Origin of the sequence: Bacteroides reticulotermitis JCM 10512 (assembly GCF_000517545.1) — a bacterium.
Classification (GTDB): Bacteria; Bacteroidota; Bacteroidia; order Bacteroidales; family Bacteroidaceae; genus Bacteroides; species Bacteroides reticulotermitis.
Map to the genome: position 1 here is coordinate 1 of NZ_BAIV01000007.1, position 18,593 is coordinate 18,593.

The window sequence follows — 18,593 nt, forward strand, 5'->3', positions numbered from 1 at the left end:
CGCTTCCTTGGTCTTATAGAATCAGTCGATTGGCTTGTTTTAGTTAAGCTTTGAAGTATTAATAGACTAGGGCTGATGTATTAATAGCCTATCGCTTGGGTATTAATAATCTAGTACTCAAGTAACCTGAACCTAGTACTAAAGTTACTCAAACCTAGTACTAGAGTTACCCCAACCTAGTACTAGAGTTGCCCCAACCATGTACAAGGTTTACCTCATTCATGTACAAGGTTTAGTAAATACGAGCGATTGAATCAGAATCACCTGCGAAATCTTGTGGTTACTTATCAAAACAGAAATTCGAGCTTCGTTTGAACTAAAATATGCTTTTAAGCGTGTAAGTGCAAACTAATCATGTCATAATCACTTTTTGCCGTATTTATCTGATAATTAGATTTATACAATGCGGGATCTCTTTTGGGATTGATTTCCTGAATGAATTATCTTTTTAGGTGCAAGCCATGCGTATCACTCATTGTGATGAAGCAACCTAAAAAAGAAGACGCAAAATAAGTCGCTGACACATTGGTAGATACACGAAAAAGTGACTGTGACGACGAGTCAAGTTATATTCCTTTTACGACACCATAATCCGTGTAAAAGGTTGTGGCAGATTGCTGAAAAACGGCTCCTTTTAGGGAGGCATATTTTTCAGTGTTTGACTTGAAGCATAGGATATGTAACTCGATAAATACATGAATCGGATGGCAATCTCATTAAAAGTGGCTAGTTGTACTTACTCGAATATTGAAAAATATAGCCTGTTTTAGGTATTTCATGCGGAGTGAGAATTAGTTACCTTCGCTGCTTAGTATTAATAAATAAGCTAGATACATGAAACACGTATTCATTTTATTCCTGTTGTTCTGGTCGGTTGCTTCTTGTAGTGATAATAATGACTCGGTCGATGCTGAATCGAGCAAGTATGCTGTTAATGTTAAAGATGATATTGGCCACTTCAATATCGCGACTGGTGAGCTTGTTCTAAGATCCGGGCAAATTGTTTCTGAAAGCCTTTCTTCGATTGAATCCTTTCAGAGTAAGATCGGGTTGTTTTCTACCACAACATTCTATTTAGATGGTAGCTCCGTTTTTGAATCCATCCCTATGCAACTGCAATATTCAAGTTTGGTACATAATGACTTGGTATTAGTGATCATTGATACTAAATACTATCTACTCGATGGTTATCCCTCGTTGGAATCACTGGGCGCGAATAAACTTGAATCGGAGAAAGTAAGGAATGAAAACTTCGAGAAAAGAAAAGCGAATTGGACTAAGTTTCTAAATTATCTGCGGGATGCCGGAAAGATAGTAGAATAAAGGAAACGTATGGGCAAAAAAAAAGGAGCAACGCCTTGCTCCAACCTTTGTTAACCTTAAATCTAATACTATGAAAAACACATTGCAAATGTACGGACTTTTGCGGAACTTGCAAATATTCCAAAGAAAAAAGCATGTTTAATAACACGTTTTAATAAATATGGGCCTGTAATTAAGAAAAAGACCCTGCTTTTTTAAAACTAGGAAACATAATTTGTGAAAATGGAATCGGTGAGTTTCATTGATTCTCTGCCGGAAAACAATTATCTTTGTTCCGAGAATCGCATTATTTACCTCATTAACAAAGAAAAGGAGAAAGCTGTGAGCCAAGATATCGTACTTACCCCCATGATGAAGCAGTTTCTGGATTTGAAAGCCAAGCACCCGGATGCCGTGATGCTGTTTCGTTGTGGTGACTTTTACGAGACCTATTCTACGGATGCCATTATCGCATCGGAGATTTTAGGTATTACACTGACCAAACGTGCCAATGGGAAAGAGAAGACGGTGGAGATGGCCGGCTTTCCGCATCACGCACTTGATACATATTTGCCGAAACTTGTTCGCGCCGGGAAGCGCGTAGCTATATGTGACCAATTGGAAGACCCAAAACTAACCAAGAAACTGGTGAAGCGAGGGATTACGGAGTTGGTTACCCCCGGTGTATCTATCAACGACAATGTGCTCAATTATAAAGAAAACAACTTCCTGGCTGCCGTACACTTCGGCAAAGGGTCCTGTGGAGTGGCTTTCTTGGACATATCGACCGGTGAGTTTCTTACCGCTGAAGGTCCTTTCGATTATATAGATAAGCTCTTGAATAACTTCGGGCCCAAAGAGATTCTTTTCGAACGAGGGAAACGTCCGATGTTCGAGGGGAATTTTGGAAGTAAGTTCTTTACTTTTGAACTGGACGACTGGGTGTTTACCGAATCTACTGCCCGCGAACGTCTGCTGAAGCATTTCGAGACCAAGAACCTGAAAGGATTTGGTGTGGAACATCTGAAGAATGGTGTCATCGCTTCCGGTGCTGTACTGCAGTACCTCATTATGACACAGCATACGCAGATTGGACACATCACCTCTCTGGCACGTATTGAAGAAGATAAATATGTTCGCTTGGATAAGTTTACGGTGCGTAGCCTGGAACTTATCGGTAGTATGAACGACGGGGGAAGCAGCCTGATGAACGTGATCGACCGAACGATCAGTCCGATGGGTGCCCGCTTACTGAAACGCTGGATGGTGTTTCCTTTGAAAGATGAGAAACCGATCAACGACCGGCTGAATGTGGTGGAGTATTTCTTCCGCCACCCTGATTTCAAAGAGCTGATTGAGGAGCAACTACATCTGATCGGTGATTTGGAACGTATCATTTCGAAGGTAGCTGTGGGACGTGTTTCTCCACGAGAAGTCGTTCAGCTGAAAGTGGCTCTGCAAGCAATCGAACCGATCAAGGCGGCTTGTATGGATGCTGATAATGCCAGTCTGAACCACATTGGCGAGCAGCTGAATCTTTGTCTTGATATCCGCAACCGGATTGATAAGGAGGTTAAAAATGATCCTCCGTTGTTGATTAATAAGGGTGGAGTGATTAAGGACGGTGTAGATGCCGATCTGGATGAGTTGCGACGGATATCATATTCCGGCAAGGACTATTTGCTCCAGATACAACAACGTGAAAGTGAAGAGACTGATATCCCGAGTCTGAAAGTGGCCTATAACAATGTGTTCGGTTACTATATCGAGGTGCGCAATATACATAAGGAAAAGGTTCCGAAAGAATGGATCCGGAAGCAGACATTGGTCAATGCCGAACGTTACATTACCCAGGAATTGAAAGTCTACGAAGAAAAGATTCTAGGTGCCGAAGATAAAATCATTGCATTGGAAACTCGGTTGTATGCGGAGTTGGTGCAAGCATTGGCGGAATTTATTCCCCAAGTACAGATTAACGCTAACCAGATTGCCCGGTTGGACTGTTTGTTGTCGTTTGCCAATGTGGCGCGTGATAACAACTACATCCGTCCCATAATCGAAGACAATGATGTGCTCGACATTCGTCAGGGTCGTCACCCGGTGATTGAGAAACAACTTCCTATCGGTGAGAAGTATATAGCCAATGATGTGATGCTTGACAGTACCACCCAACAAATCATCATCATTACCGGTCCCAATATGGCGGGTAAGTCTGCTCTCTTGCGACAGACGGCGTTGATTACGTTGTTGGCTCAGATCGGGTCGTTTGTTCCGGCTGAGAGCGCACACATCGGATTGGTTGATAAGATCTTTACGCGTGTAGGTGCCAGCGATAATATCTCGGTGGGCGAATCTACTTTCATGGTGGAGATGAATGAGGCGGCGGATATTCTGAATAACATCTCCTCACGCAGCTTGGTGCTGTTTGATGAATTGGGACGCGGTACATCCACATACGATGGTATTTCCATTGCATGGGCCATTGTGGAGCATATTCACGAACATCCCAAGGCCCGGGCACGCACCTTATTCGCAACTCACTACCATGAACTGAATGAGATGGAGAAATCGTTCAAGCGAATCAAGAATTACAATGTTTCGGTGAAAGAGATAGACAATAAAATCATCTTCCTCCGCAAGTTGGAGCGTGGTGGTAGCGAACACTCGTTTGGTATTCATGTGGCGAAGATGGCAGGTATGCCGAAGAGCATTGTGAAGCGTTCCAACGCAATTCTCAAACAGTTGGAAACTGACAATCGGCAGCAGGGAATTTCCGGTAAGCCATTGGCGGAGGTGAGCGAAAACCGAAGTGGTATGCAGCTCAGTTTCTTCCAGTTGGATGATCCGATACTCTGCCAGATACGGGATGAGATTCTGAATTTGGATGTGAACAACCTCACTCCAATCGAAGCGTTGAATAAATTGAGTGACATAAAGAAAATCGTAAGAGGGAAATAACCTCTATCTCCCTCTTACGATTTTGTAGCCCCGATGCAATCGGGAGCTTTATATTTTGGGTGTATAGAAAGAGTTTCCTGTTGGCTTCCAAGTTCCTTGTTCGCCGTAGGATTCTTTCTGTCTTTTTATTTCTTCTCCATCCTCTTCTTTCGTTCATAGAAAAACATGAAGTAGAATCCGATGAGGATAAACGGAACGCTCAGCCATTGTCCCATGTTGAACATCATGCCGTCTTCAAATGATTCCTGATTCTCTTTCACAAATTCGATGAAGAAACGGAAAGTGAAGATATAGCTCAAGCAAAGTCCGAAGAAGAATCCGCGGTGCAACTTCTTGCCATAATTCTTATAAAGATAGAGCATGATGAAGAATAGGAGAAGATAAGCGATTGCTTCGTAGAGTTGTCCCGGATGGCGTGGCAGCATATCGATCCGTTCGAAAACGAATGCCCAAGGTGCATCGGTTGGTTTGCCGATAATCTCAGAGTTCATCAGGTTAGCCAGCCGAATGAAGCAGGCGGTGATTGGAGTAGCTACGGCAATCATGTCCAACACATTCATGTAGTGAAGTTTCGTCTTCCGGCAGTAGAGCCAGAGCGCAATGATTAACCCAATGTTCCTCCATGACTGGCAAGCCCTTCGTAGCCGGTGAACTTCCATCCTCCGTTAGCCAGGAACTTGATGGGGAGTATCATCTCAGCCATCCTTTGCCGCTTGTCAGGTAATAGTCGGGGTTGTAGAAGAAGCAGTGTCCCAGCCGGGCACCGATCAGAATACCAAAGAAACAGTAGAAGAACAGAGGATCGAACAGTTTTTCATCTATCTTCTTGTCCCGGTACTGATAGTGTACAACAAGGTAAGCCAGAAAGATACCGACTGCCCACAGCAAGCCGTAGTAACGGATAGAGACGCCGAAGAATTTGAATAGTTCGGGGTCCGGATTCCAGTGGATGGATAATAGCATCGTATTCATTCTATAATGGATTAAGTTAATGATCTGTTTGGGTAAATTTCTCCGCTACCATTCGGTAGGTCGGAACATCGACAGCTTGCTCTTCGGCAGCGGTAATTAGATCGAAAAGCAAACCTTGTATCTCCGATTCGTGCCCGTTTGCTAAGTCTTTCTGCATGGAGGCTGTACTTTCGGGAGCGAGTTTGTCGATTATCTTTAAGTTGTAGGTAACGGGGTCTTCCGGAAATTCGACTCCTAGCTTCTTGCCTAGAGCCGCACTTTCCTGTGAGAGCCCGATAAATGTATTGCGTATTTCGCCAGGTTTCTGTAACTCGCCCATGGGGACGTTATAGTAAGCTCCGGTTACTGCCATGGCAGAGATGAACGACCATTTGATGAAGGTGTCGCGGTTGATATCTGAAGATAAATCGGCTTTAATACCCGACTCCTGTAAGTCGTGTTGGATGGCTTCCAATAAGCCGGGTTTAACGACTGTGGCTTGGTGTGCTCCGTACACGATTCGGAATATTTTTCCCATCTGGCTGATCTCTCCTATACCGGATACAAAGCCTACGATGTAGATGCAACCGTCGAGTACCGTTACTTCCGGAACCAGTCGCTGAATTCGCGGACCTGTTCCATACACATTTAAAATCGGTATGACTACCGTGTCTTTGTGTGACGCTCTTTGAATCAGTTCAGTGATAGAGCCGACAGAGTAACCTTTTACACAGACGAAGATAACATCAGCCTTTCCTTCAAACTCCTCGGCCGTAGTAGCCGGAATAGGAAGTACGTGCTCACCTTTTAAGTCCGACTTCAACTTCAAACCGTTTTGCCGGATGGCTTGCAGGTGCGCTCCGCGGGCGATGCAAGTTACCTTCTTGCCGGCTAGCGACAAGAAGCTTGCGATAGAGCCGCCCACGCCACCTGTTCCTATAATGAGGTAGTGCTTTCTCCCGGTGTGGGGAGTCGCGTGATTGTCCGATATATGAGTAAATGTATGGTCGTCTTTCATAACTCCATTCTATTTATTCTTTCGTTTATGAGGCTGCCTACCCCTGTTGTATCTACCTGCCGGCAGAAAGAGGTTTAGACATTGAAACGGAAGTGCATAATGTCACCGTCTTGTACGATGTATTCTTTGCCTTCCACGCCCATTTTGCCGGCTTCTTTGACAGCCGCTTCCGAACCGTAATGGATAAAGTCTGCGAACTTGATAACTTCCGCCCGAATAAATCCTTTCTCAAAGTCTGTGTGGATTACTCCGGCACATTGTGGAGCTTTCCATCCCTTTTCGTATGTCCAGGCACGCACCTCTTGTACGCCGGCTGTGAAATAGGTTTCGAGGTTCAGCAGTTTGTAAGCTGATTTGATAAGACGTGCTACTCCGGATTCTTCCAAACCTACTTCGGCAAGGAACATCTGGCGATCTTCATACGTTTCCAACTCGGCAATATCTGCTTCCGTTTTGGCGGCAACAATCAAGATCTCGGCATCTTCGTCTTTTACGGCTTCGCGCACGCTTTCTACGTATTTATTTCCGTTCACCGCACTGGCTTCGTCCACATTGCAAACATACAATACCGGTTTGCTGGTCAGCAGGAAAAGTTCATGAGCGATCTTTTGTTCGTCTTTCGTGTCGAAGGATACGGTACGTGCCGACTTACCTTGTTCCAAAGCAGCTTTGTATTGAACGAGGATGTCGTACGTTAGTTTAGCGGTTTTGTCACCACCGGTCTGTGCCTGCTTCTGTACTTTCTGAATCCGGCTTTCGATGGTTTCCAAGTCTTTCAACTGTAGTTCGTAATCGATAATCTCTTTATCACGAACGGGGTTTACGTTTCCGTCTACGTGTGTCACGTTCTCATCGTCAAAGCAACGAAGTACGTGAAGGATGGCATCAGTCTCACGGATATTGGCAAGAAATTTGTTCCCTAATCCCTCTCCTTTACTGGCACCTTTCACCAACCGGCAATATCTACAATCTCTACGGTAGTAGGAAGTATGCGTTGGGGGTGTACCAATTCGGCTAATGCGTTGAGTCGTTCATCGGGAACGGTAATCACGCCGACGTTTGGTTCAATAGTACAAAAGGGGAAGTTTGCTGCTTGCGCTTTCGCGTTCGACAGACAGTTGAAAAGAGTGGACTTACCTACGTTCGGCAGTCCTACAATACCACATTGCAATGCCATAATCTTATTAGTATATTTCTAATTATCTTGTTTAGGTGGGCAAAGATAATCATTTTTTGTACGAATGAAGTTAAGTTCAGGCACTTTCTATTGGAGGCCGTGTTTCTTTCCCTTTCGAGGGCTGTCTTCTTGTAGGCGTGAAGAGCCTCTTTCGGGTTCCGCTGACCCATGCTGTGCTCTTGTTGTATGTTGTATAAAAAAGAATGAGTGCACCGATTGCTCGATGCACCCATCATTCACCTAAAAATTACCACATGAATATTACTCGATCTTTTAAATCCCGGTTATTTTTTAGGAGCTTTCTTTTCTACTTTAGCAACTGGAGTTGCAGTTTCAGCCTTCTTAGCGGATTCTTTCTTGCACTCTTTCTTAGCTTTCTTAGCTGTTGCAGTCTGTTCTGTCTTTACTTCTTTCTTAACAGGAACTTGTGCATAAACACTTGCGGTACCCAAACACATGGCAGTAACGAGAGCTGCGCTCAATACTAACTTTTTCATACTGTTTTAAATTTAATAGAATTATTACGTTTTGGTTGTATCCGTTATCTCTTTCGGACGTGACAAAGATACGGCGGTTCTATTCCCGTTAGAGTTAGAATTCCCTTATAAAAAAGTTAGAAAATCATTAGATTATCAAACGTTCAACGTGGGCGATAAACCGGGTTGCCGCTGGTTGGTTCTTGCGGGTTATAGTACCTTTATCTTTCCCCGCTGGAGGTTGTCCACCAATGTTCTGAAAATGTGGTGAAGCGGGTAACTTACTTCAAACGACTTCAGTCCACGTGCGTAAAGTTGTCGGGAAGATCGCATACCTATTTTGAGGACGAAGACAGCAACGCAGTCATTGAGTAACTCTATCACTGCATCCATGTTTTCTTCATTGTGGACATGCTCTTTTTCGGGAAGCACAACGGGACGGTCGTCAATGAAATCAACACCATCTTTTGTTATCTCATATATAAGGAAAGATGCCGCCTGCGCGAAATGTAGATCTACATTTTCGCCATTGCTGCTTGCAATTGCTATTCTATACATACTTTTATTTTTTGGAGTTTCAGCTTTTACCCGGCATCAGCAACCGTTACCGGAATCGCAATAACCAACCATTCGCAAAGCTTCTCTGGGGATGACTTTGTTTTTAAAGACTGAATTTACGATTTCGCTGACGTTGCCTTCTACGGCTTCTACCAGAAAACCATTCTCTGTGAGCGACCTCAACGGTTTACCTCCTACACGGCTGGTAAGCAGGAGAAAGCAATCGGATAGGAGATTCGCCAGTTCGTTCCAGCGGTCGGGAGCGTTGCGTATCACGGATATATCCCGTTTCTCGATGAGTCGAGGTTTCTCTTCCTGCCACGCATAGATGGCAAGGTACGAGGCTCTACCCAAATGCGTATCGACCGATATGCCGTTCGAAGTACTCACAGCAATGTAACGTCCTTGCTTAAACTGAATCTCTTGTGGATTCTCTCTCCTTGAATCCGGGTTGTTGATGTCTTCTCCCAACAGTCCGGCTGCATCCGCTCTGCATCGCGCACAATGTTTCATCTGCTTGATGTGAATAGAGGTCTTTGCCCGAACCATGCGCATATCGGATGCCGAAGGCTCGTATAACTCTTCGAACGGAGTACCTTTGACCGGAATCAGTGCGATGCAGTTTTGAATATCGGCTCCGAGTGCAGCTACATATTTGGCTATTGCGGGTACGTGATGCTCGTTCACACGGGGAATGACCACAGTGTTTACTTTTACAACAATGCCATATCGCTTCAACTCGCGGATAGCCTCCGTCTGGCGTTGTAGCAATAATTGCGCTCCTTCTATTCCATTGTAGGCCTTTTTCTGAAAGACGATCCATTCATAAATAGAAGCTCCGATTTCGGGATCAACGGCATTAACGGTTATCGTAACATGCGAGACATTTAGCTTGGCCAGGCGGGGAATATAATCGAATATATTTAGCCCGTTGGATGAAACACATAACAGTTTCTCCGGATATTGGGCGTGCACCCGTTCGAGTGTTGCCATGGTTTCCTCGGGATTGGCAAAAGGATCACCGGGTCCGGCAATGCCGACAACCGCCAGGTTATCAGTCAGCTCCTCGATCTTAGCCAAATGCACCAATGCTTCTTCCGGCTTTAGCACACAGGTAGTCACTCCGGGCCTACTCTCGTTGGTACAATCGAATTTGCGGTTGCAAAAGTTACATTGTACATTGCACTTCGGAGCAACTGCCAGATGGATTCGGCCGTAACGATGCTTGGATTCTTCGTTGAAACACGGGTGTTTGCTGAAGTCGGAAGAACCTATCGTCTGCATTTTCTGAACTGTTGTTTCTTTTTCCATACCGACAGTTTGATGATGGCAAAGAGAGCTCAGGCGCTCTTGCCGATTACGGTGGTGAATATTTTCTCCAAAAGGTTTAATGCTCCTTTATAGCCGATGTAAGAACGGGCAATAACGACCTCATAGGAAGCGGGGAAACCGATTTCTACAATATGTCCGTTTAGCTTCTTGGCAACATCCCGGTCCCATGTGGTCGCAAAGATAATGGGAGGCTTATGCCCGAAATCGGTTTCTTCAAGGAGTTTGCCTACTGTATATCCGTCTTCGATAAAATCAATGTCGAGCGATACATCTTCGGCAATGTGCTTGTATTGATCGGCTATGGCTTTCTTATATTCCTCCGGTGGGTTCTCTGTAATAATCTGACGGGCAGGTATCAGTCCCAGTTGATTGACGAGAAACTTGGTTAGTGCCAAATTATACGCACTATCTCCGACAACGGCGAATTTAGCGGGCAGTCCCCACCAGTACTCGGAATAGAAATCGGCGAAATGCTCCAGGTAGTAATAATACTCCTTCTCTTCAGCGCGGATAAATGCTTCTGCTTTCTCCTTATCTAAACCGGCATATTCGGTCACTTCACGCAGAAAGCGTGATGTTTCCTGTGCACCGATAGGGATGGTGGGTATATGCAAGAAGGGTTGGTTGTATTTCTTCTCGAGATATTGAGCAGTTTTCAATCCCAACCAGGGAGAGAGTACGAGGTTGAATCCGGCTTTCGGAATCTCTTTCCATTCCTCTACCCCTTTGGAATGATGCCCGAAGAGTATGTTCACTTTCAGTCCGATACCTTCTAGTATTCGTTTTACTTCGCTCAAATCGCCTCGCCAGAAAGTGTTTTGGTAGGGTAGTAAGGACCAGATGTTGACTGTATGCGGTTCTCTTTCTCCTTCATAAGGACCTACGTATTGGTCGATGATGGATTTGACAACTAACTCGTGCCCGGTGAAATTATTCCCTTTGAATCCTCCTGTCTCAGCGTAAACGATGGGAAGCCCTTTCTCCTGAAACTCGGATACCACGGAAGGAACATCATCTCCAACCAGATCGGGAATGCAGCCGGTGAGGACGACAAACAGATCAGCATCCATTATTTTGACTGATGCTTTGATCAGTTCGCGTAGCCGGTCGGCTCCTCCGAATACCACCTCCTTTTCGGTGGTGTTTACGCTCGGCGAGACTGCACCTCCACCATAACCGCCTCCCTGAAAACCGTTGTAGAAAGCAAGTCCCATGAATTGCTTATCGGCGCATCCCGGGCCGCAATGGGTGATGGGGATAACGCCCGGAATAGAGGATGCTGTATATAAGGATGCGATTGAGCAGGCATACCGCACCTGACTGATAGAGTTGGTTTTCTCTATCGTATTTTTGTTTTCGATTGACATACTTTACTTTTTAGATTGCTTCAATTAAACTCGGTTCTTTTGCTAAAATATAGGGATCTTCCTGATCCAGCCACCATTTCTTATAGGGCAGCTTTACGTGCCTGGACAAGTCTTCGTGGAACTTTTTATGTGCCACGATATCCAATATGGTCTCGCCCAGATTGAGCATACCGTCATAACCTACCGCGATATGTTCGTCGCCTAATGGTGCTGCCGGAATACCCAAGCGGGAAGCCAGCGGTGCCAACCCGTTGTGACGAATCAGGATAAAATCGGGATGAGTTCGCTGCAAGAGTGCGTAGAACTGATACTGTTGACGGTTGCTCACGCTAAAGGATGGTACATCGCCATAATTCTCGATGAGGTGTCCCAAGGAGTCTTGACGAGGATCTCCACTGTCATAAATAGGATCGTGGTGGAATACCAGTGATGCGTTTGTTTCGATCTCCAATTCGCGAAGTACTGAAATCAGTCCGTGCGAGTAGGCCGATCCGGTGGCAACAAAGCCTTTCAACCCTTTTAGTTTCTTCTTCAACTCTTCCAGTTTGGGCTTGACACGGGCATGCTCCCGCGCAATGTATGCTTCTGCCAGTTCTTCACGATTGGTTACGCGTCCTATCTCACGAATCCAAGCGTCTGTACCGGCAAAGCCATAAGGTTGCGGAGCTTTGATTTCCGGTACTCCGAAGTGTTGCTCCAAGCCTGCGGCCAGATAGGAAGACAGGGTATAGCAGAAGCCGACCGTACAAGCTGCTTCCGACATTTGAGCCAGATCTTCCACAGTTGCCAGATCGACTACATAATTAACGCGCAGGTTTAAGTTAGCAAGCATCGGGGTAAACACATCCGATCCCCATAGGTTGATCACGTTCACCAAATCTTCCTGCTTCTTCGGATTCCTGCGTACAATCTGGCGTAGGATGCCGTGTTGAGTCGAGTCGAACCCGGTGCTCCAATGCTTCGATTTGAATCCTTCGCAGTGCAACGGGATTACGGGTATTCCTAACTTCTCTTCGTATTCCGAAGAAACTCCGTCGATATCGTCGCCAATAATAGCGGTGGCGCATGAAGTACTGACAAATATAGCTTGGGTGATAGCGGTCGTATACATCTTGTATGGATTGTGCCAGGCGAGCAGCTCCCCCGAACACCATATCGCTTTCGATCAGGTTGGTACAAGTGACGCGAATATTCTCAACCGGCAGATTACGCATGGCCGCTCCGTTGCGGTAGAGTGAGTTATAGTCAACCTGTCCCAGCCCGCAACCAATGGGCGAATGTTGTATGAGCACGGCGTCCCGAATATGTCCGGCCTGACATTCCACCATCTGTTCGCTACAGACCGATCCTTGGCTGAAAGGGCCTCGTACTTCGCAAAGTCCGCATCCTCTTCCCGAGCCGCATCCATTTTGATATTGAGACGCTTCGGATAGTTCGGAAGCTTTTCCATCCCATGCGATGATGGTGCCCAGACGCTGTTCGCGACTCTCGACAACGGTTGTATTTAAATTGATTTTTTCCATATACATTTAAATATTAGCTTGAACTCCCCGAACTTCTCCCGCTTCGATGGCCAATAGTTGATCTGCCCATCTGGCCGACCAGGCTCTCAAATCGTCTATTTCGAGAGGAGTCGGAACCCGGGATTCCGTATGTTCGTGTATCTTACGAGCCAGGCTTCTGTAAACATCGGCTTGTTTGGAATTGGGTTGTGCTTCAATTGTGGTGCGTCCCGAAAGTTCGGACTGAGTCACCGTAATGGAGCGGGGAACATATTCTACGATTTGTGTGCTCGTTTGCTTGGCAAAGTCCTCAATAATACCTTGTTGATAAGGGCTGTTTATTGAATTGGCGATGATGCCACCGAATAGCGCTCCTCCCGAATTGGAGTATTTCTTTATTCCCTTCATCAGGTTGTTGGCAGCATATACGGCCATGAAGTCAGAAGATGATACGGTGAAGACATGTTCGGCGATTCCTTCCCGGATGGGCACGGCAAAACCTCCGCAAACAACGTCACCCAGCACATCGTATATGACGTAGTCTAAGTCTAACTCTTCAAAGATGTTTTGTTGTTTCAGCAGTTCAACTGCCGTGATGATTCCTCTGCCGGCACATCCCACACCCGGTGCAGGTCCTCCGGCTTCAACGCAATAGACTCCTTTAAACCCTTCGAAGATGGCATCGTGGGCATCTACTTTGGGTTTTTCTCTTAACAGGTCCAACACGGTGGGGATGTACTTTCCATCTCTCAGCGTATTGGTTGAATCACTCTTGGGGTCACAGCCGAATTGCAATACCTTGTATCCTGCTTCGACTAATGCTGCACTGATATTGGATGTTGTTGTTGACTTTCCGATACCGCCTTTTCCGTAAATAGCAATTTGCTTAATCTTTTTAGACATAATTAATACGTTTTTTTATAAAGTGTTTAAATCTTTGCGCGCAAAAACAATAGAAGCTTATTGGCCATTCATTCTGTCTCACAAATGAATGTTCACAATTGACCTAAATAGGTTAGAAGTGGATTGATGGAATGTAGGGTGCTGTTAGCAGCACATTCGTTTTATTAGGTTTGATACTGTTTTCATTGTCTGTAATTATGACAGTGCAAAGATACAGGGGTAGATTAAGATCTGAAATACCATATGTACGGTATTTTTGTAACCAGCCTAAATCTAGGGCGATAGTCTGCGTCTATAAACTAATTAACCGATAAAAAATGCAATTTAAGTGGGTTGCAAAATGATACAACACTTTCATGTCATAATCACTTTTTGCTGTAAATCGCTGATTGAAAGCCTACTACAATGCGCCTACTTTTCTCAGGCTGATCTACTCAATAGATAATGCCGATTTTCAAAGGCTGTGTATTTGGCAAAATCCACTTGGCAGCTAGTAGTAAACAACTCGTAAAAAGCATTTTTGCCTGTTTTATTTCCTGTTCCACAGATGTGGAACAGCCGACTCATATATTGTGAAACACGTGTCCCACATAATGTGGAACAGCCGTCGCACAGATGTGGAACACGAAATAGAAGAAGATAAACATAGAAAAAGACTGCTTAAATCCACGAATCATTGCGCACGATACGGCTAAAGAATAGGCTTGTTTGGTGGATTGAAGACTCTGTTCTGGGGAGAAGCGAGCAATGGCTATCGCTCATCAGAATAATATGACCGTGAAAAAGAAGGCGCATTGCAATTGGCTGATATACTGCATGATATGCAAAAAAGTGATTAAGTCATAAGAGCGATGTATCATTGTGTTCAATCAAGCTTCGCAGCTGAAAATATAGACGCAGATCGGATGCAGGGATATAGTACGAGTTGCAAAAGGAGTCGGAATTTGAGTAGTACTCAGAAAAAATCAGGATGCATCAATCCCTATACTTTTGCCAGTGATCCCGAAAAGGGCGGGGCGATTAAATCCTAATAAAAAAATAATGAGTGCACCGATTGCTCGACGCACCCACTATTGTCCTAAAAATAAGGTTCTATTTATTCACTGCATGAATGTGTATTCAAGCTATCGAGATCCGGATTATTTTTTAGGAGCTTTCTTTTCTACTTTAGCAGCAGGAGTTGCAGTTTCAGCTTTCTTAGTACATTCTTTTTTGCACTCTTTCTTATCTGATTTTGCTTTCTTAGCTGTTGCAGTCTGTTCTGTCTTTACTTCCTTTTTAACAGGAACTTGTGCATAAACACTTGCGGTACCCAAAAACATGGCAGTAACGAGAGCTGCGCTTAATACTAACTTTTTCATACTTGTTTAACATTAAAGAGTTATACGTTTTGGTTATGTCCTTCATCTCTTGCGGACATGACAAAGATAGGGAGATTAGCCGCTCGTTGTCGTTAGAGATCCCTTATAAAAAAATTAGAAAATCATTAGAAACGTGGTCGGTTGAGAGATGAGGCTGAAGGTTGCATCTGATAGATTATTTGCTCTCCGAGACTCTAAATCGTTTGTATATCCGGTCGTAGAGAAGGCTTCGGCCGGATATTAGCGGAGGTTGCTGAGTTTGACGGTAAACAGGGTTTCGCCGGGCTGTGATGTGACGTGAATCTCGCCTGATGCATTTGAATTATTTTGTGCGTGAGGGATAGTCCGATGCCATTTCCTTCGGCAAAGCTTTGATTCTCTCCGCGGAAGAAAGGGGTGAAGATCGATTCCATGTCTTTTTCACTGATTCCAATACCCTGATCGATCACGCGGATAATGATGGTTTGGTTCTCGTAGGATATATGTACTTCACAAGTCCGGTCCGGCGAGAATTTACAACCGTTGTCGATCAGGTTACCGAGAGCCACACTTAAGAGGTACTCATTGCCTTTTACGGAGATGAGGCGATCGTCTTCGATATCTGTTTTGTCAAAGATCAGTTGAACGGTGTATCCGGGCGAAGACTTCCTGATCTTGTGGCATACATCGATCAACAATTCGTCGAGCCGAATCTCGTGCATGGCTATCTCGGTAGGCGAATAGTTGGTTTTGGCCATATCCAAGAGGTTGTTAGATAACTTGGCCAGGCGACGGGCGTCTTTGAGAACCAAATCGACTACCGCTTCATAATCTTCCTTTTTGCTATTCGGTTTATTTTGTGAAAGCTCCAACTCCGTAATGATGGCGGATAGGGGCGTTCGTAGTTCGTGCGATATGTTGTAGACAAATTGCTTTTGCGCATTGAAGGCTTTTTCCAATTGGGCGATCATGCGATTGAACGTAATGGCCAATCCGGCAAGTTCGTCTTTCCGGTTTCCTTCGTCCAGCCGTATGTTTAGCTGATTGGAATGGGTGATGTCTTTTACCTGCGCAGTCATCCGGGCTACCGGGCGAAAAGCTTGTTTGGTAAGCAGGCGTACGGTCAGGACGATGAAGAGCATGACAATGAGGTAGGCTACCGCAAAGACCATTTTGAGAGTTTGCAGCTGTTCTTCTCCACGCACATCTTTGCCGGTGGCAAAGACTATGTAGTTGGTTTTATATCCTTCGATGGCAAAACCGTAGATTTGTTTGTCTTCATGCCAGACACAGCAGGGCCCGGATTTATGAATGCGGGGGAGTAAATCTCTGTATTCCTTCTCAGGGAGGGCATTTTTCTTATCCCGGTAGATCAAGCGTCCGTCTTCTCCGTAAATGGTAACTTGCGGTTCATAGTTGGGAGGAATGTTCTCGTAAAATGCGTGGAGAACATCGGGGGCGATAGTCTCTCCATCAATCAGATCTACTTTCAGGGCGGCTTTCAGGTGTAACCGTTGAAAATAATCTTCCCGGCTCCGGTTGCTGTAAAACTGGTAGACTCCTACGATAAATCCAAATAGGATGATACCGAATAGGAATGAAAACAGGAGGGTTAGCCTATTCTGGATTTTCATGTTCTTCTTTCAGGATAAATCCCATCCCAGATTTGGTATGGATCAGTTTGTGATTGAAGCCTTTATCTATTTTTCGTCGGAGGTAGCTGATGTAGACTTCGATAAAGTTGGTACCGGAGTCGAAATCCATATCCCATACCTTTTCGGCTATTTCGGCTTTGGAAAGTACTCTTCCGGGGTTAGCCATCATATAAGCCAGCAGGTTGAACTCTTTGGGGGTTAGGTTGATTTCCGTTCCATCCCGTTTCACCGACTTGGTTTGCACGTTTAGTTCGAGATCGGCAAAGTGGAGAATATGACTACCGGCGTGTACCGCTTTGCTTCGTTTGAGCAAGGCATGAATGCGTGCGGTAAGTTCGCGCATTTCGAAAGGTTTGACCATGTAATCGTCCGCCCCGGCATCAAAACCATCGACTTTATCGTCTGTAGTTCCCAGTGCGGTGAGCATAATTACCGGATAGGCGTCATCGGTCTGTTTGAGTTGTTTGCAGAGTTCCAGACCATTCAGTCCGGGAAGCATTATATCTGTAATGACCAAGTTGAAGCGTTGGCGAAAAGCCGCGGAAAGTCCTTCCGAACCATTTGTGCGCAGTGTTACGTCAAAGCCGTTTTCTTCCAGGCCCCGGCAGATTAGTTCTGCCATGCGGTCATCATCTTCAATAACCAATATCGTAACCTTTTCCATGCTACAATCGTTTTTATGAATCAATCCTTCGTTGCCGATACGGACGGCTTGCAAAATAATGCATTAAATTTTGAAGAACAAAATATCTATGCTTAAAATTACAAGATCCTTTTGGGAGGGCATATGCACGAGAGGCGTTATGTGTGCGATTGATACTTTGTCTGGTACTTTTTATAAAAGATGAAGAATAAAATGAATCCGCCAAAGGCAAGGGGAACTCCTGTCAGAGCCGGATAACGATAGCCTTCGCTTATTGCCAGCCCGCCTACATAGGCACCGATCGCATTACCAAAGTTGAAAGCGATCTGTACGGAAGCGGCTCCCAACAGTTCTCCACCTTTTGCTACCCGAATGATCAAGATCTGCTCCGGGCTGGAAACGGCAAATAAACCGGCTGTGCAGATGCACATTAATAAAACAGATAGCCATTTATATGGAGAGAGGAAGAATATGAGGAGCAACACTACGCAGATTAATGCCTGTGAAACAGTTCCCACACGTCCGGGAGTATATCGATCGGATAAACGTCCACTAACCAGGTTGCCTATTACCATACCGAATCCGGCTAAAATCATTAAGGGGGTAATGCTTGCGGCAGAAAAGCCCGATACATTGGTCAGCAATGGATTGATGTAGCTATACCAGCAGAATACACCACCGTTGCCCAAAGCAGTTGCCCCTAGAATGAGCCAGGGAGCCGGAGTCTTGAGAAAGCGGAATTGTCCTTTGAATCCTGTGTCTTTCAAGCCTTCTACATGGGGAACCCATCGCCATATATAATAAAGAATGACTAATCCCCAGATTCCGACCAGCAAAAAGGTGACACGCCAGGAAATCATCGCACTTAAAGATGTACCTAGCGGAACACCGAACAAGTTGGCAATGGTCATACCTGCCACCATGATGGAGACCGCTTCGGAGCCTCTGCCTTTATCCGCTAATTTTTCGGCAACAATGGAACCCACTCCAAAGTAGGCTCCGTGTGGAAGTCCGGAAATGAAACGAGCTGCTAGCAATACCCAATAATTAGGGGCCATGGCGGCACAGATATTACCAAACATAATAAGTGCAACTAATACGAGTAGAACATGTTTCAGCGGATATTTGCGGGCAAGGGTCAGGATGGGAGCACCGGCACAAACGCCCAATGCGTAGGCTGAAATGAAATGCCCGGCAGCCGGAATGCTAATATTTAAATCTTTGGCTACATCGGGGAGGATTCCCATCATTACAAATTCGGCTATACCCAATCCTAAGGTGCCGAATGCCAGTGCAATCAGACTCTTCTTCATATCAAACTTTACCTATTACCTTTTTACCTTCTTCTTTTTACCGGAGTGCAAAGGTAAAACAAAATCCTTCAGGGTGGGTCGAGCTTATACCGATTTTG

General features: G+C 45.1%; 12 protein-coding genes and 3 pseudogenes. 2 read left to right on the top strand and 13 right to left on the bottom strand.

The window, feature by feature from the left end; translation table 11 throughout:
• Positions 1 to 834: 834 nt before the first annotated feature.
• Both JCM10512_RS05515 and mutS read left to right on the top strand, forming a co-directional pair.
• Positions 835 to 1,323: a hypothetical protein gene (locus JCM10512_RS05515; protein WP_148298282.1), complete on the top strand. Its 489-nt coding sequence runs from the start codon at positions 835 to 837 to the stop codon at positions 1,321 to 1,323.
• 321 nt (positions 1,324 to 1,644) lie between these two features.
• Complete coding sequence (gene mutS, locus JCM10512_RS05520; protein WP_044161386.1) at positions 1,645 to 4,260, top strand: DNA mismatch repair protein MutS; 2,616 nt, start codon at positions 1,645 to 1,647, stop codon at positions 4,258 to 4,260.
• 125 nt (positions 4,261 to 4,385) lie between these two features.
• On the opposite strand, the pseudogene lgt reads toward mutS, so the two are convergent.
• From lgt to araJ, 13 genes and pseudogenes are all read right to left on the bottom strand, one after another.
• Positions 4,386 to 5,232, bottom strand: a pseudogene (gene lgt / locus JCM10512_RS05525) (prolipoprotein diacylglyceryl transferase).
• Positions 5,233 to 5,248: 16 nt separating this feature from the next.
• Positions 5,249 to 6,229 (bottom strand): ketopantoate reductase family protein, encoded by a 981-nt coding sequence (locus JCM10512_RS05530; protein ID WP_081741228.1) that lies wholly within the window; start codon positions 6,227 to 6,229, stop codon positions 5,249 to 5,251.
• Positions 6,230 to 6,303: 74 nt separating this feature from the next.
• Positions 6,304 to 7,406: pseudogene (gene ychF / locus JCM10512_RS05535) on the bottom strand (redox-regulated ATPase YchF).
• A gap of 284 nt (positions 7,407 to 7,690) precedes the next feature.
• A complete protein-coding gene (locus JCM10512_RS22385; protein ID WP_148298283.1) occupies positions 7,691 to 7,903 on the bottom strand; it encodes a hypothetical protein in 213 nt (70 codons plus the stop codon).
• Between the two features lie 189 nt (positions 7,904 to 8,092).
• Positions 8,093 to 8,440, bottom strand: a complete 348-nt coding sequence (locus tag JCM10512_RS05540) for a NifB/NifX family molybdenum-iron cluster-binding protein (RefSeq protein WP_044161268.1) — start codon at positions 8,438 to 8,440, stop codon at positions 8,093 to 8,095.
• Between the two features lie 36 nt (positions 8,441 to 8,476).
• Positions 8,477 to 9,751 (bottom strand): radical SAM protein, encoded by a 1,275-nt coding sequence (locus tag JCM10512_RS05545; protein WP_081741229.1) that lies wholly within the window; start codon positions 9,749 to 9,751, stop codon positions 8,477 to 8,479.
• A 29-nt stretch (positions 9,752 to 9,780) separates the two neighbouring features.
• Complete coding sequence (locus JCM10512_RS05550; RefSeq protein WP_044161272.1) at positions 9,781 to 11,139, bottom strand: nitrogenase component 1; 1,359 nt, start codon at positions 11,137 to 11,139, stop codon at positions 9,781 to 9,783.
• A gap of 10 nt (positions 11,140 to 11,149) precedes the next feature.
• Positions 11,150 to 12,668, bottom strand: a pseudogene (locus JCM10512_RS05555) (nitrogenase component 1).
• Positions 12,669 to 13,544, bottom strand: a complete 876-nt coding sequence (gene nifH / locus JCM10512_RS05560) for a nitrogenase iron protein (RefSeq protein ID WP_044161274.1) — start codon at positions 13,542 to 13,544, stop codon at positions 12,669 to 12,671.
• Between the two features lie 1,139 nt (positions 13,545 to 14,683).
• Positions 14,684 to 14,905, bottom strand: a complete 222-nt coding sequence (locus tag JCM10512_RS05565; protein WP_148298284.1) for a hypothetical protein — start codon at positions 14,903 to 14,905, stop codon at positions 14,684 to 14,686.
• 194 nt (positions 14,906 to 15,099) lie between these two features.
• Positions 15,100 to 16,518 (bottom strand): sensor histidine kinase, encoded by a 1,419-nt coding sequence (locus JCM10512_RS05570; RefSeq protein ID WP_052517108.1) that lies wholly within the window; start codon positions 16,516 to 16,518, stop codon positions 15,100 to 15,102.
• Entirely contained in the window at positions 16,502 to 17,203 is a 702-nt protein-coding gene (locus JCM10512_RS05575; RefSeq protein WP_044161390.1) for a response regulator transcription factor, read from the bottom strand. The genes JCM10512_RS05570 and JCM10512_RS05575 overlap by 17 nt, the downstream gene beginning before the upstream one ends.
• Positions 17,204 to 17,340: 137 nt before the next feature.
• The gene (gene araJ, locus JCM10512_RS05580; protein WP_044161277.1) at positions 17,341 to 18,495 is read right to left on the bottom strand and encodes an MFS transporter AraJ; all 1,155 of its coding nucleotides are present in this window, start codon (positions 18,493 to 18,495) and stop codon (positions 17,341 to 17,343) included.
• Between the last annotated feature and the right edge of the window lie 98 nt (positions 18,496 to 18,593).